The following is a 13,197-nucleotide window of genomic DNA, read 5'->3' on the forward strand; positions in this document are numbered from 1 at the left end:
TGACTACGCTGGTGGGCATGTCTGTCGCGGTGCGGGTGATCCCCTGTCTCGACGTCGACGCGGGCCGGGTCGTCAAGGGCGTCAACTTCGCCGGCCTCCGCGACGCCGGCGACCCCGTCGAGCTGGCCCGGCGCTACGACGCCGAGGGAGCCGACGAACTGACGTTCCTCGACGTCACGGCGTCCTCCGGCGACCGCGAGACCACCTACGACGTGGTCCGCCGCACCGCCGAGCAGGTGTTCATCCCGCTCACCGTCGGGGGCGGTGTCCGCAGCAACGACGACGTCAACCGGCTCCTGCGCACCGGCGCGGACAAGGTGAGCATCAACACCGCCGCGATCGCCCGGCCGGAGTTCCTCCACGAGGCTTCCCGCCGGTTCGGCGCCCAGTGCATCGTCCTGTCGGTCGACGCGCGCCGCGTGCCCGAGGGCGGCGAGCCCACCGCGTCCGGCTTCGAGGTGACCACCCACGGCGGCCGCCGAGGCACCGGCATCGACGCCGTCGAGTGGGCCGCGCGCGGCGAGGAGCTCGGCGTCGGCGAGATCCTGCTCAACTCCATGGACGCCGACGGCACCAAGAACGGCTTCGACCTCGAGCTCATCGGGCTGGTCCGCAAGGCCGTCCGGGTGCCGGTGATCGCCAGCGGGGGAGCGGGCGCGGTCGAGCACTTCCTGCCCGCGGTCCGCACCGGCGCCGACGCGGTCCTCGCGGCCAGCGTGTTCCACTTCGGACAGCTCAAGATCGGCGACGTCAAGGACGCGCTGCGCGAAGGCGGGGTCGAGGTCCGGTGAAGTCCTGGCAGGCACCCGTCGAGGTCAAGGTCTGCGCCGCCCTGCTGGTCGGGCTGCCGGTCGCCTGGGCGCTGCTCGACCTGATCCCGGTGCTCGGGGCCGGCTCGAGCCTGGCGATCTTCCGGATCCCCGCGCTCGCGCTCATCCTCGGCGGGGTCGTGACGACCGGGCTCGTGCTCAAGCTGGGCAGCGCCCGGATCGGCGGGCTCGTCATCACCGTGGTGTTCGCGCTGCTGCACGCGTTCCTGCTGCTCGGCGCCGCGCTGTGGTGGAACAAGCTGTTCTCCGGCCTGTCCTTCGCCGGGTACGGCTACGCGTTCGTCCTGTTCAACTCGATGCCGCTGAAGCGGCACATCCTGGGAGTACGGGCATGACCCTGGACGCGGCCGTCTCGGCGCGCCTCAAGCGCAACGCCGACGGCCTGATCGCCGCGGTCGTCGTCGAGCACGCCACTTCGGACGTGCTGATGATGGCCTGGATGAACGACGACGCGCTCGCCGCCACCCTCACCACCCGCCGCGGCACGTACTGGTCGCGCAGCCGGGAGAAGCTGTGGGTCAAGGGCGAGACGTCCGGCCACTACCAGCACGTCCGCGAAGTGCGCATCGACTGCGACGGCGATACCGTCCTGCTGCGTGTCGACCAGACCGGCCCCGCCTGTCACACCGGCACGCACACCTGTTTCGACACCGAGGAGCGCCTGCTCCTGGCCGATGAGAAAGAGCTGGCGTGACAATCGTCGCCGACGTCCTGGTCGGGCTGGTCGCCCTGATCCACGTCTACATCGTCGTCCTGGAGATGTTCCTCTGGACGACGCCCCGGGCCCGCGCGGCCTTCGGCACCACCGAGGAGTTCGCCGAGGAGTCCAAGACGCTGGCCGCGAACCAGGGGCTGTACAACGGCTTCCTCGCGCTGGCCCTCGTCTGGGGCCTGGTCGCCGGCCAGTTCCAGCTCCAGCTGTACGGCCTGGTGTGCGTGATCGTCGCCGGCCTCTACGGCGCGGCGACGGCCAGCAAGCGGATCCTGTTCGTGCAGGTGCTGCCAGGGGTGCTCGCCCTCGTCGCGCTCCTGCTGGCCCGGTAATCTCGCTCCCGCCGGGGAGGGGGCCGTCATGCGGCTGCGCCGGGGAGTCCGGGTGCCGGCCGTGCTGGTGGCCCGGCCGGGTGCGGGGCAGCCGGCCTTGCCGTCGGCGGCTCTGTCGTTCGTGTGTGCGCGCCCGACGCCGTGGCCGAGGGCCCGGCCGTGAAGGCTCGCCGCGACCTACCGCCGGCGGCCCTGACCGGTCAGCACCGCGAGGACGGACCGCCAGGCGGCGGACGACACGGTGAGCTGACCGGCACTCCGGGCCTTGGTGTCCCGCACGCCCACGACCGGCCCCAGCGCCACCTCGACACAGTTGTCCTCGTGGCCGCTATACGTTGACTTGCGCCAAACGATCGAGCCCACCATCGCCTCCGTTACCGGGCCGCCTCCCAGAGCAGGCTCCGTGAAGCTTCTTCGCTCAGAGCCAATTCCTTGAGCAGCTTAGCAACTTGCCGGTGGCCCGCGGTCTGCTCGTGCTCGTGGAGGAAGGCGGTCGAGTGGACGTGCTCGACCGAGGTGATCGGTGGTGCGTCGGCGAAGTCGTAGATGTCGAACGGGCCGATCAGACCGGGGTGGTAACCGATCCCGGCGGGCACGACGCGCAAGGTGATGTTCTGGCGCTGTGACATTTCGACCAGGTGATCGACCTGGTCGGACATGATTCCGTCACCGCCGAAGTTCTCGTGGAGTGCTCGTTCGCCGATCAGGGCACTGAACCGGACCGGATCCCGGCGCGTGAGGATTCGCTGCCGGTCCAGCCTCACTCGCAGCCGTTTGTCGGCCTGCTCGACGGTCACCGGGGAATTCTCCATGATCGAGCGGATGTAGTCCGGGGTCTGCAGCAATCCGGGCACGAGCAGGGGCGACCACGTGGTGATGGCGGTCGCGGTGCTTTCGAGATTCAGTCGCGTGGTGAGCGCGAAAGGAAGGTCCGAGTTGCTCGACGCGAGCCAGTTCGGCTCGCGCGCGTGCCGGGCCAACGTCCGGATCCGGTCGCGCTTTTCCCCGGTCACGCCGAGCAGCGCGAGGATCGCCGACACGTCCTCGACGCTCGGCAACCGCTGCCCCTTTTCCCACAACGACAGCACCTGCGGCAGGACTCCCAATTTCTCCGCGAGCCGGCGAAGGCCGACATTGCGCGCTTCGCGTTCTTCGCGCAGCGAAGCGGCGAGCGTTCTCGCCGCCGGGCTTGAAGACGTTGGCTTCACGGACGAAGCATACGAATCCCGTCGATTCCCCGAATGCGCGAACGGTGTCAGCGAAATGTGACGCCTGCTCACTTGCACGCACGGGAAGGCCGCCGGGTTGCCTCGGCGTCCTGTGCCGTTTCTCGCAGCATCCACGCAGGTCAACAGCCCTACGATCACTCCATGCGGGCATTCTGGGTGGGCGTCTTCGTCGTCTTTTCGCTCCTCTCCACGCTCTTCGCCGGGGCCACGGTGTACTCGCTCTTCTCCGGCGACGACGACCTGCCGGGCAACGCGATCCTCCTGACCGGTTCCCTCGCTTTCGCCGCCCTCGGCTGGTACGCGCTGCGGCTTCTGGACCGCAGCGCGCTGGCCGCCGCCGTGGACTTCGGCCGGTGGCTGCCCGCGGCGGATCCCGCCGACGGTGACCGCCCGCACCTGAACGCCCGCCTGCGCCGGGCTTCCCGCCGCGCGACGGGCTTCGTCGTGGGCTGGGCGGTGGTGTTCGCGGCCGGGTTCACCTGCGTCGCCCTGGCCGGTGCGGCCGCCGACGACCTGCTCGCCACCGGCTTCCACGAGCCCGGTGTGGTCGTCGACGTGGTCGCCCGCGCCAGGGGCACGTCGTACATCTGGGTGCGCCACGGGGACCGGACCGACGGGATCATCTGGGAATCGGACCACGACTACCACATCGGCGAGCAGGTGGTCGTCATCTACGACCCGGCCGACCCGGCGCGCGTGCGCACCGCCGACGAACAGAACGAGAACCAGGTCCTGCTCGGCTCCGGCGTGGTCCCCGTGCTGGCCGCCCTGTTCGGCCTGCCGTTCTCGATCGGGCTGGCGGCCGGCTGGCGGCGCCGGATCCGGGCCGTCGAGCGCACCGGGTGGCGGCGGGCCGGCGTGACCGACGACCAGCCGGGAGGGAGCCAAGGGCGGTACCTGGACGCGGAGTTCCGCGACGGGACGGCGGTCGCCCTCCGCCGCTCCTGGGCGCTCCTCCGGCTGTCGCCGTCGGCCGGCTGGAAGAACAAGCAGGCCTGGGTCGGCGGCTGGGGCAAGGCGATGGTCGTGGGAACCGTGGACAGCCCGTACGTCCTGGCCGTCCACGCGATCCGGGAGCGGGTCAGCCGATCTCCCCGGTGAGGTAGCGCTGCAGGTTCGGCGCCACCGCCCGCACCAGCACCTCGACCTCCTCGGTGGCGAACGGCTCGAACTTCGCCACGTACCGGATCATGCCCATGCCGACCATCTGGGACGCGCAGAGCGTCATGCGCAGCGGGATGTCGTCCGAGCCGATCGAGGAGATCAGCGCGGTGAAGAACTTCTGGAAGAAGTCGCGCAGCACGTGCCCGGCCTGCTCGTGGCCGGTGATGCTGCGGATGAGCGCCACGAACACCCCGCCGCCCGCGCCGTCCCAGCGGGTGATGAAGGTGCGGACGATCCGCTCGCCGAGTTCGTCGTCGGGGCCGTCGCGGAGGACCTGCAGGAGCTCGAGCGGGTCGAACGGCAGCTTGAGCACCGCCTGGGCGAACAGGCCCTCCTTGCCGCCGAACCAGTGGTTGACCATGGCCGCGTCGACGCCCGCGCGGGTGGCGATCGCGCGCACGGTGGCCCCGTCGTAGCCGTTTTCGGCGAACACGGCCCGCGCGGCTTCGATCAGTGCCGTGCGGGTGTCCTGGCCGGCGGGGCGCCGTCCGCGGCGTCGCGAAGTAGGCTCGGTGGTGCTCACGTCCCCATCATGACGCACGGCCCCCTCGAATTCAACATTCATTGAATTAAGGGTCTGGGAAAACCCCTTCCCGGGGGTGCAGCACAATGAGGGTCATGGTCAGCACCTCGAGCAGCAAGTCCGGCCCCGGCTCGGTCAGCCCGTCCCGTGCGGACTTCCGCGCCCTCGCCGAGAGCCGCCGCGTCATCCCGGTCGTGCGCCGGGTCCTCGCCGACGGCGAGACGCCGATCGGGGTCTACCGCAAGCTCGCCGCCGACCGGCCGGGCACGTTCCTGTTCGAGTCCGCGGAGAACGGTGCCTCCTGGACGCGCTGGTCGTTCATCGGCGTCCGCAGCCCGGCCGCGCTCACCGTCCGCGACGGGAAGGCGGTCTGGACCGGGACCCCGCCGGTCGGCCTGCCGTCCGAAGGCAACCCGCTCACCGTGCTACGCGAAACGATCGAAGCGTTGCACACCGAGCCGTTGCCCGGATTGCCGCCGCTGACCGGCGGCATGGTCGGCTACATCGGCTACGACTCCGTGCGCTGGCTGGAACGGTTGCCGGAGCTGGCCGAGCGCGACCTCGACATCCCCGAGCTGACGATGCTCCTGGCCACCGACCTCGCGGCGTTCGACCACCACGAGGGCACGGTCACGCTCATCGCGAACGCCGTCAACTGGGACGACTCGCCCGAGCGCGTCGACGCAGCCTACGACGACGCCGTCGCCCGGCTGAGCGCGATGACCGAGCAGCTGCAGGTCCCCGCGCCGGCGACGGTCGCCGCGTTCGAGCGGCCCGAGCCGGAGTTCACGCGCAAGCGGTCCAAGGCGGACTTCCACGCGGCAGTCGAGAAGGCCGTCGAGGCGATCAAGGCCGGCGAAGCGTTCCAGATCGTGCCGTCGCAACGGTTCGAGATCCCGACCGCCGCCGACGCGCTCGACATCTACCGCGTGCTGCGGACGTCCAACCCGAGCCCGTACATGTACCTGCTGCGGCTCGAAGGCTTCGACATCGTCGGCTCCAGCCCCGAATCGCTCGTCACCGTGCGGGACGGCAAGGCGACCACCCACCCGATCGCGGGCACGCGCTGGCGCGGCGCCGACCCGGAAGAGGACGCGCAGCTGGCCAAGGACCTCCTCGCCGACGAAAAGGAGCGCGCCGAGCACCTGATGCTCGTCGACCTCGGCCGCAACGACCTCGGCAAGGTCTGCAAGCCGGGCACCGTGCGCGTCGTCGACTTCTTCCAGATCGAGCGCTACAGCCACGTCATGCACATCGTGTCGACCGTCACCGGCGAGCTGGCCGAGGGCAAGACGGCGTTCGACGCGGTCACGGCGTGCTTCCCGGCCGGGACGCTCTCGGGCGCGCCCAAGGTCCGCGCGATGCAGCTGATCGAAGAGCTCGAGCCGGTCCGCCGCGCGCTGTACGGCGGCGTCGTCGGCTACCTCGACTTCGCGGGCGACGCGGACACGGCGATCGCGATCCGCACGGCGCTGGTCAAGGACGGGATCGCGCACGTCCAGGCCGGCGGCGGCGTCGTCGCCGACTCGGTGCCGGACTACGAGGACACCGAGTCGCTGAACAAGGCCCGCACGGTGCTGTCGGCGGTGGCCGCCGCGCAGACGATGGTGGCGGCGGGCGTCCTCGACCCGGCCGCGGACTCCGCTCATGTCTGAGGCCGCCGAGACCGCTGCGGCCGCCAAGCCGTCCCGGCGTCCACTGTGGATGATCGTGGTCGCGCTCCTGCTCGGCGCGCTCGCGCTGTGGGGTGCGTCACGGCTGACGTGGTTCGCCGAGTTCCGCGACGGCGGCGTGCGCGGCACCGTGCTCCACCGCGAGACCGGCGAGCAGCGCGCGACGGCGCTCGTGCCGCTGGCCCTGCTCGCCCTGGCCGGCGTGGCCGGGCTGATCGCGACCGGCGGCTGGGCGCGGCGCGTGCTGGGTGTCGTGCTCGCGCTGGCCGGCGTCGCCGCGGTGTGGTCCGGCGTGGCCGGCGTCCGGTTCTCCGGCTACGCGGACGGGCTGCCCGTCACCGAGATGCTGCTCGGCCGCGGCCTGGCCGTGCTGGGGGGAATTCTCGTCGCGGCCGGTGGGTTGGCAGCCGTCAAGGGCGCCGGGCGGGCCGCCCGGCTCGGGGCCCGGTACGCGGCTCCGGCCACGCGCAAGAAGGCGCGTGATCCGGACGCGGAGCTGTGGGAAGCGCTGTCGGAGGGAGAGGATCCGACCGACGTCCGGGCGAGGCATTCGGAGTAACGCGCGCACCCGGAACCGGGCGCTCCAGATGCGGGGGTTAGCATCGTTTCGGCGGGAAGGGGAAGGTTTTTGTGAGCGACCTTGCGAATGAATCCGTGAGCGCGTACCCGGGCGGGGGCGCCCGGTGACCGTGCTCGAAGACATCGTCGCCGGCGTGCGCGAGGACCTCGCGGCACGCGAGTCCGTGCTGCCGTTCGACGAGCTGAAGATCCGCGCGGCGGCCGCCCCGGCGCCCCGCGACGTGATGTCCGCGCTGCGCGAGTCCGGCATCGGCGTGATCGCCGAGGTGAAGCGGCGCAGCCCCTCCAAGGGCGACCTGGCCGACATTCCCGACCCCGCGGCGCTGGCGAAGGACTACGAAGACGGCGGCGCGCGCGTGATCAGCGTGCTCACCGAGCAGCGCCGCTTCGGCGGTTCGCTGGCCGACCTGGACGCGGTGCGCGCGGCGGTCGACATCCCGATCCTGCGCAAGGACTTCATCGTCAGCCCCTACCAGGTGCACGAGGCCCGCCTGCACGGCGCCGACATGGTGCTGCTGATCGTCGCCGCGCTGGAGCAGAACGCGCTCGCCGCGCTGCTCGACCGCGTCGAGTCGCTCGGGATGACCGCGCTGGTGGAGATCCACAACGCCGAGGAGGCCGACAAGGCCCTCGAGGCGGGCGCCAAGGTCATCGGCGTCAACGCGCGGAACCTGCACACCCTCGAGGTGGACCGCGACGTCTTCTCGCGGCTGGCCCCCGGCCTGCCGATGGACGTCTACAAGGTCGCCGAGTCGGGCGTCCGCGGGCCGGGCGACCTGATGTCGTACGCCGGCCACGGCGCCGACGCGGTGCTGGTCGGCGAGGGGCTCGTCGCCTCCGGTGACCCGAAGGGCGCCCTGGTCAAGCTGGTCACCGCCGGATCGCACCCCGCCTGCCCGAGGCCGTCGCGGTGACGGAAAAGCACGACGAGCACGACCCGGACGAGCGGGGCTACTACGGCCCGTACGGCGGCCGGTTCATGCCGGAGGCGCTGATCGGCGTCGTCGACGAGGTCGCCACCGAGTACGAGAAGGCCCGGCACGACCCGGAGTTCCTGAACGAGTTCAACCGCCTGCTCCGCGATTACGCGGGTCGCCCGTCGCTGCTCACCGAGGCCAAGCGCTTCGGCGAGCACGCCGGCGGCGCGCGGGTGTTCCTCAAGCGCGAAGACCTGAACCACACCGGCTCGCACAAGATCAACAACGTGCTGGGCCAGGCGCTGCTCACCAAGCGGATGGGCAAGAAGCGCGTGATCGCCGAGACCGGCGCGGGCCAGCACGGCGTCGCGACGGCCACCGCGTGCGCGCTGCTCGACCTCGACTGCGTCGTCTACATGGGCGAGGTCGACACCGAGCGCCAGGCGCTGAACGTGGCCCGCATGCGGCTGCTCGGCGCCGAGGTCATCCCGGTCAAGACCGGCTCGCGGACGCTGAAGGACGCGATCAACGAGGCGCTGCGCGACTGGGTCACCAACGCCGACACCACGCACTACCTGTTCGGCACGGCGGCCGGTCCGGCGCCGTTCCCGACGATGGTCCGCAACTTCCACCACGTCATCGGCACCGAGGCCCGCGAGCAGATCCTCGAGCAGGCCGGCCGCCTGCCCGACGTCGTCGCGGCCTGCGTCGGCGGCGGGTCGAACGCGATCGGCATCTTCTCGGGCTTCTACGACGACCCGTCCGTGCGGCTGGTCGGCCTGGAGCCGGGCGGCGAGGGCATCGAGGGCAACCGCCACGGCGCGACGCTCACGAAGGGCACGCCGGGCAACCTGCACGGCGCGATGACGTACCTGCTGCAGGACGAAGACGGCCAGACGGTCGAGTCGCACTCGATCTCGGCCGGGCTCGACTACCCGGGCGTCGGCCCGGAGCACGCGTGGCTGAAGGACACCGGCCGCGCCGAGTACCGCCCGGTCACCGACGCGGAGGCGATGGACGCGTTCCAGCTGCTCTCGCGCACCGAAGGCATCATCCCGGCGATCGAGTCGGCGCACGCGCTGGCCGGTGCGCTGGTGATCGGCCGCGAGCTGGGGCCCGACGGCCTGATCGTCGTGAACCTGTCGGGTCGCGGCGACAAGGACATGGACACGGCGGCGAAGTGGTTCGGGCTGGTGAACGGATGAGCGGGCTGGACGACCTCTTCGCGACGACGCGCGCGGAGGGCCGCGGCGCGCTGATCGGCTACCTCCCGGCGGGATTTCCCACGGTCGCGGGGTCCAAGGACCTCATCGCGGCGTGCGTCGACGGCGGCGCCGACCTGATCGAGGTCGGCGTCCCGTATTCGGACCCGGTGATGGACGGCCCGACCATCCAGGCCGCGTCGGTGACCGCGCTGGACAACGGCTTCCGCCTCAAGAACCTGTTCGAGGTGGTCGAGTCGGTGTCGGCACGCGGCGGCCGCGCGGTCGTCATGACGTACTGGAACCCGGTGAACCGCTACGGCGTGGACCGCTTCGCGCGCGACCTCGCTTCGGCCGGCGGCCTCGGCCTGATCACGCCGGACCTGATCCCCGACGAAGCCGGTGCTTGGCTTTCCGCCTCGAAGGAACACGGCTTGGACCGGACGTTCCTGGTGGCGCCTTCGTCGTCGGAGGAGCGGCTCGCCCTCACGGCGGCGGCGTCTTCGGGGTTCATCTACGCGACGGCGGTGATGGGCGTGACGGGCGCGCGCGACCAGGTGGGCGCGGGCGCGGAGACGCTGGTCCGCCGCACCCGGGCGCACACGGACCTCCCGATCGGCGTGGGCCTGGGCGTGCGCTCGGGCGAGCAGGCGGCCCAGGTGGCGTCGTTCGCGGACGCGGTGATCGTGGGGTCAGCCCTGGTCACGGCGGCGGCCGAGGGCCCTACCGGCGTTCGCGCGCTGTCCGCCGAGCTGGCCGAGGGCGTGCGCCGGGCGGTCGCCACCGCTTGACCTGGAGTGCACTCCAGGTGTCACTCTGGGTTCGTGACCTCCTACACCCCGGCCCAGGTGACCGAAAAGACCGGTTTCACGATCGACACCCTGCGGTACTACGAGCGCATCGGCCTGCTGCACCACGTCAACCGCACAGCCGGCGGCCGGCGCACGTTCACCGACCAGGACGTGGAGTTCCTGCAGCTGCTGCGCTGCCTGCGCTACACGGGCATGCCGGTGGCGGAGATGCTGCGGTTCGTGGAGCTGCTGCGCTCCGGCGAGGCGACGCGCGAAGAGCGGGTGGACGTCCTGCGCGAGCACGAGGCCAGGGTGGCGTCGCAGATCGAGCGGCTGCGGGAGCACCAGGAACACATCCAGTTCAAGATCCGGCTGTACAGCGGCGCGGGCCAGCTGGCGTCCGCGGGCTGAAGGTGTGTCGCAGCCGTGTGACGCCCTCACCTGATCCAGAACTGTCGGTGGCGGGCCGCATACTCCTCGTGTGATGATCCACAACGAGGGGGCCGACCGGACATGCCACACTGGAACAGACCTGCGGCGATCGGCTGGAGCGGAGGTGAAGCGCAATGGCAGCACCGGTTGAACCCGGGGCCGAGTTCCACATCCCGCCACGGCCGGACGGCTGGACCGTCGATGAAGTTCTCGCTCTGCCCGAGGCTCAGACCTCACTGCAGCGGATCGAACTCGTGGACGGAGCTCTCCTCGTGAGTCCGTGGCCGAGACTGGAACACCAGCGACTGGTCCGTGTGCTCACCGGGCAGCTCAGCGAGGGAGCGGAGCCTGCGTTCGAGGTGTTCCCCGGCGCGAATCTGGTGCTGGGCAACCGCGGTGACCGCCTGGTGATACCCGATCTGGTAGTGACCGATGAGCCTGGGCTGGAGGGCGTGAGCCTGACCGAGAAACAGGTGGTGCTCTTGGCCGAGATCGTCTCACCGTCGACCAAGGCGCAGGACCGGATTCTCAAGCGAGCCATCTACGCCGAGGCGCTGATCCCCTTCTACCTCCTGGTGGAGCCCGGCGAACAGAACACCGCGACCCTGTTCGAACTCCAAGGTGGCGAGTACGAGCCCGTCGCGAGGAGTGAGAACGGCAAGCTTCACCTGACCCGTCCCTTCGAGGCCACCCTGCGCCTCTGAGGAACGTTTGTACGAAAGCTGTACAGCGCCGCGGGAGAGTCCAGGCTATGGACCTCGCACCCCTCCCGCGGCGCACCTTCCTCCGCGGCGCCGCCGGCCTGGCCGTCGCGGGCGCTACCGGGCTCCTGCTCCCCGAAGCCGCCCGAGCGGCAACCGAACCGCGGATCTACAGCTGCGCCGAGTGGGGTGCCCGGCCGCCCGCCGATGCGCTCACCACCCTCGACCACCCCGCGAACCGCGTTCTCATCCACCACATCGCCTGCCCCAACAGCACCGACTACTCCCTCGCGCACGCCTTCCAGGTCGCGCGCGACGACCAGCACGACCACATGGACAACAACGGCTGGTCCGACACCGGGCAGCACTTCACCGTCAGCCGCGGCGGGTACCGGCTCGAAGGGCGGCACGGGAGCCTCGACGCCCTGCGCGGCCGCACCACCATGGTCCAGGGCGCGCACTGCCCCGGCCAGAACACCAACGCCATCGGCATCGAGAACGAAGGCACCTACACCAGCGTCGAGCCGCCCGAAGCCCAGTGGGCGTCGCTCGTGATCTTCTGCGCCTACATCTGCCGCCAGTACGGCATTCCCGTCGAGGAGATCGTGGGCCATCGCGACTTTTACAACACCGAATGCCCGGGCGACGCCCTCTACGTCAAACTCCCACAGCTGCGCGACGAAGTGGCAGCCTCAATGTAGGTACCGCATGAGCGAGCAGAGCTCGGCAGGCGGCAGGGAACCGAGCCGCGCGATCTCCCCGCGTCGCACGTCCATCAGCGTCGTCGCGAACTCCGTGCCGAACGCCGAGGTCAACGCCGAGTCCGCTTCGAACGCCGTCACCGCGTCCGCGAGCGACGTCGGCAGGCGCGTAGCCGCCGGCAGTGTCCCCGGGTCGACGTCCACCGGCTCGGGCAGCGACTCCTCCCCGGAAAGGCCGGCCAGGCCCGCGAACAGCAGCGCCGCCACCACCAGGTACGGGTTCGCGGTCAGGTCGAAGCACTTGACCTCGAAGTTGGCCGCCCGGTCGCGCTGCCCCGCCGGGCCCTGCACCAGCCGCAGCGGCGCCTCGCGGTTCTCCAGGCCCCACACCGAAAACACCCCGGCCCAGTGGTGCGGCTCGAGGCGCAGGTAGCTGACCACCGACGGCGCGCCGATCGCCAGCAACGCCGGCAGCCTCGAGAAGATCCCGGCGCCGAACGCCTCCGCCGTCGAGGTCAGGCCGAAGTGGCCGTCGCCGCCGGAGCACAGGTTGTGGTCGCCGTCCCAGAGGCTCAGGTGGACGTGGCCGCCGTTGCCCACGCCGTCCGGCGAGAACTTCGGGGTGAACGACGCGCGCAACCCGTGCTGAGCACTCACCATCCGGATCGTCTCGCGCGTCAGCACCGCGATGTCCGCCGCGCGCACCGGGTCTTCCGGTGCCACCGACAGCTCGAACTGCCCGGCCGCGTACTCCGGGTGGATCTGCTCCACCACCACGCCCTGGGCGGACAAAGCGGACACCAGCGTGCGCAGGTAGCCCGCCTGCGCGGAAAGCCGCGCGAAGCCGTAGGCGGGGCCCGCCGTGGCCGAACGCGGGTCGTCCGGGGCGTCCTCCGCCGTGATCACCCACTCGATCTCGAAGGCCGTCCGCACGTTGTAGCCCAGCTCCGCGAGCCGGGCCGTCGCGGTCGCCGCCAGCGCCCGCGCGTCCTGCGGGTGCGGCTCGCCTTCCTGGTCGTACTTCCGGACCGGCGCCCACGCCCAGCCCGGCTGCGCGGCCAGCGGCACGAGCGCGTCGAGGTCGGGGTGCAGCCGCAGGTCACCGACCGGGCCGCGGGAGTACTTGCCGTCGGTGATGTCGTCGGTGGCCAGGAAGAAGTCGAACGAGTTCGACGCGCCGACGCCCCACGCCGCCGCCGACCACAGCCGGTCGACGGGGACGGCCTTGACCCGCGCGATGCCGCTGTTGTCCACGAAGGTCAGCGCGACGAGCTCGACGCCGGCCGCGCGCAGGCCGTCGGCCCGGAGTGCGCCCTGCTGTGCGAGTTCGGCCCGATCGAGCTGGCTCATCCTGCTCCCGTCGATGTGCACTGGATACGTCCGGAAAAGAGGGGGAGATCGTGTCAGAGAC

Annotated in this window: 17 protein-coding genes; 13 read left to right on the plus strand and 4 right to left on the minus strand. The window is 71.0% G+C overall.

The genetic code is table 11. The features are described 5' to 3' along the window. Window positions 1–17 precede the first annotated feature (17 nt). From hisF to ACZ4TR_RS23870, 4 genes are read left to right on the plus strand one after another with little or no spacing between them, the layout of a single operon-like run. On the plus strand, window positions 18–791 hold the full coding sequence (hisF, locus tag ACZ4TR_RS23855) for an imidazole glycerol phosphate synthase subunit HisF (RefSeq protein ID WP_465289083.1): 774 nt from the start codon (window positions 18–20) through the stop codon (window positions 789–791). Then, the gene (locus ACZ4TR_RS23860) at window positions 788–1,165 is read left to right on the plus strand and encodes a hypothetical protein (protein ID WP_465289084.1); all 378 of its coding nucleotides are present in this window, start codon (window positions 788–790) and stop codon (window positions 1,163–1,165) included. The genes hisF and ACZ4TR_RS23860 overlap by 4 nt, the downstream gene beginning before the upstream one ends. Next, window positions 1,162–1,524, plus strand: a complete 363-nt coding sequence (hisI, locus tag ACZ4TR_RS23865; protein ID WP_364521078.1) for a phosphoribosyl-AMP cyclohydrolase — start codon at window positions 1,162–1,164, stop codon at window positions 1,522–1,524. The genes ACZ4TR_RS23860 and hisI overlap by 4 nt, the downstream gene beginning before the upstream one ends. Continuing rightward, window positions 1,521–1,874, plus strand: a complete 354-nt coding sequence (locus ACZ4TR_RS23870) for a DUF1304 domain-containing protein (RefSeq protein WP_465289085.1) — start codon at window positions 1,521–1,523, stop codon at window positions 1,872–1,874. The genes hisI and ACZ4TR_RS23870 overlap by 4 nt, the downstream gene beginning before the upstream one ends. Before the next feature lie 177 nt (window positions 1,875–2,051). Here ACZ4TR_RS23870 and ACZ4TR_RS23875 read toward each other — a convergent pair whose 3' ends face one another. Continuing rightward, window positions 2,052–2,237 carry a DUF397 domain-containing protein gene (locus ACZ4TR_RS23875; protein ID WP_465289086.1) on the minus strand — a complete coding sequence of 62 codons (186 nt, stop codon included), beginning with the start codon at window positions 2,235–2,237 and terminating at the stop codon, window positions 2,052–2,054. A gap of 11 nt (window positions 2,238–2,248) precedes the next feature. Further along, a complete protein-coding gene (locus ACZ4TR_RS23880; protein ID WP_465289732.1) occupies window positions 2,249–3,217 on the minus strand; it encodes a helix-turn-helix domain-containing protein in 969 nt (322 codons plus the stop codon). A 27-nt stretch (window positions 3,218–3,244) separates the two neighbouring features. Between ACZ4TR_RS23880 and ACZ4TR_RS23885 the strand changes: the two genes are divergently transcribed. Beyond that, complete coding sequence (locus tag ACZ4TR_RS23885; protein ID WP_465289087.1) at window positions 3,245–4,204, plus strand: hypothetical protein; 960 nt, start codon at window positions 3,245–3,247, stop codon at window positions 4,202–4,204. On the opposite strand, the gene ACZ4TR_RS23890 is transcribed toward ACZ4TR_RS23885, so the two are convergent. Beyond that, window positions 4,185–4,790 (minus strand): TetR/AcrR family transcriptional regulator, encoded by a 606-nt coding sequence (locus ACZ4TR_RS23890; protein ID WP_364521083.1) that lies wholly within the window; start codon window positions 4,788–4,790, stop codon window positions 4,185–4,187. The genes ACZ4TR_RS23885 and ACZ4TR_RS23890 overlap by 20 nt on opposite strands. 95 nt (window positions 4,791–4,885) lie before the next feature. Here ACZ4TR_RS23890 and ACZ4TR_RS23895 point away from each other — a divergent pair, with 95 nt between their 5' ends. The 8 genes from ACZ4TR_RS23895 (at window position 4,886) to ACZ4TR_RS23930 (ending at window position 11,786) form a co-directional block, all read left to right on the plus strand. Beyond that, entirely contained in the window at window positions 4,886–6,445 is a 1,560-nt protein-coding gene (locus tag ACZ4TR_RS23895; RefSeq protein WP_364521084.1) for an anthranilate synthase component I, read from the plus strand. 49 nt (window positions 6,446–6,494) lie between these two features. Further along, the gene (locus ACZ4TR_RS23900; protein ID WP_465289734.1) at window positions 6,495–7,022 is read left to right on the plus strand and encodes a Trp biosynthesis-associated membrane protein; all 528 of its coding nucleotides are present in this window, start codon (window positions 6,495–6,497) and stop codon (window positions 7,020–7,022) included. 124 nt (window positions 7,023–7,146) lie between these two features. Further along, entirely contained in the window at window positions 7,147–7,956 is an 810-nt protein-coding gene (trpC, locus tag ACZ4TR_RS23905; RefSeq protein ID WP_465289088.1) for an indole-3-glycerol phosphate synthase TrpC, read from the plus strand. Next, window positions 7,953–9,164 carry a tryptophan synthase subunit beta gene (gene trpB, locus ACZ4TR_RS23910; protein WP_465289089.1) on the plus strand — a complete coding sequence of 404 codons (1,212 nt, stop codon included), beginning with the start codon at window positions 7,953–7,955 and terminating at the stop codon, window positions 9,162–9,164. The genes trpC and trpB overlap by 4 nt, the downstream gene beginning before the upstream one ends. Then, window positions 9,161–9,952, plus strand: coding sequence for a tryptophan synthase subunit alpha (trpA, locus tag ACZ4TR_RS23915; protein WP_364521087.1), 792 nt, complete (start codon window positions 9,161–9,163; stop codon window positions 9,950–9,952). Before trpB ends, trpA begins: the two co-directional genes overlap by 4 nt. Window positions 9,953–9,985: 33 nt before the next feature. Beyond that, a complete protein-coding gene (locus ACZ4TR_RS23920; protein WP_465289090.1) occupies window positions 9,986–10,363 on the plus strand; it encodes a MerR family transcriptional regulator in 378 nt (125 codons plus the stop codon). A gap of 155 nt (window positions 10,364–10,518) precedes the next feature. Beyond that, window positions 10,519–11,088, plus strand: coding sequence for a Uma2 family endonuclease (locus ACZ4TR_RS23925; RefSeq protein WP_465289091.1), 570 nt, complete (start codon window positions 10,519–10,521; stop codon window positions 11,086–11,088). Between the two features lie 47 nt (window positions 11,089–11,135). Next, window positions 11,136–11,786, plus strand: coding sequence for a peptidoglycan recognition protein family protein (locus tag ACZ4TR_RS23930; protein ID WP_465289092.1), 651 nt, complete (start codon window positions 11,136–11,138; stop codon window positions 11,784–11,786). On the opposite strand, the gene ACZ4TR_RS23935 is transcribed toward ACZ4TR_RS23930, so the two are convergent. Then, on the minus strand, window positions 11,778–13,136 hold the full coding sequence (locus tag ACZ4TR_RS23935; protein ID WP_465289093.1) for a type I glutamate--ammonia ligase: 1,359 nt from the start codon (window positions 13,134–13,136) through the stop codon (window positions 11,778–11,780). The two genes, ACZ4TR_RS23930 and ACZ4TR_RS23935, sit on opposite strands and share 9 nt — an antisense overlap. Window positions 13,137–13,197 lie beyond the last annotated feature (61 nt).

Source organism: Amycolatopsis sp. NPDC028719 (assembly GCF_055565395.1).

Excerpts from the sequence above, each read along its gene's own strand:
- ACZ4TR_RS23935 (WP_465289093.1), bottom strand. The coding sequence starts at position 13,136 with ATGAGCCAGCTCGATCGGGCCGAACTCGCACAGCAGGGCGCACTCCGG.
- ACZ4TR_RS23900 (WP_465289734.1), top strand. The coding sequence starts at position 6,495 with ATGATCGTGGTCGCGCTCCTGCTCGGCGCGCTCGCGCTGTGGGGTGCG.
- hisF (WP_465289083.1), top strand. The coding sequence starts at position 18 with ATGTCTGTCGCGGTGCGGGTGATCCCCTGTCTCGACGTCGACGCGGGC.
- ACZ4TR_RS23885 (WP_465289087.1), top strand. The coding sequence starts at position 3,245 with ATGCGGGCATTCTGGGTGGGCGTCTTCGTCGTCTTTTCGCTCCTCTCC.
- ACZ4TR_RS23930 (WP_465289092.1), top strand. The coding sequence starts at position 11,136 with ATGGACCTCGCACCCCTCCCGCGGCGCACCTTCCTCCGCGGCGCCGCC.
- ACZ4TR_RS23925 (WP_465289091.1), top strand. The coding sequence starts at position 10,519 with ATGGCAGCACCGGTTGAACCCGGGGCCGAGTTCCACATCCCGCCACGG.
- trpA (WP_364521087.1), top strand. The coding sequence starts at position 9,161 with ATGAGCGGGCTGGACGACCTCTTCGCGACGACGCGCGCGGAGGGCCGC.
- ACZ4TR_RS23895 (WP_364521084.1), top strand. The coding sequence starts at position 4,886 with ATGGTCAGCACCTCGAGCAGCAAGTCCGGCCCCGGCTCGGTCAGCCCG.
- hisI (WP_364521078.1), top strand. The coding sequence starts at position 1,162 with ATGACCCTGGACGCGGCCGTCTCGGCGCGCCTCAAGCGCAACGCCGAC.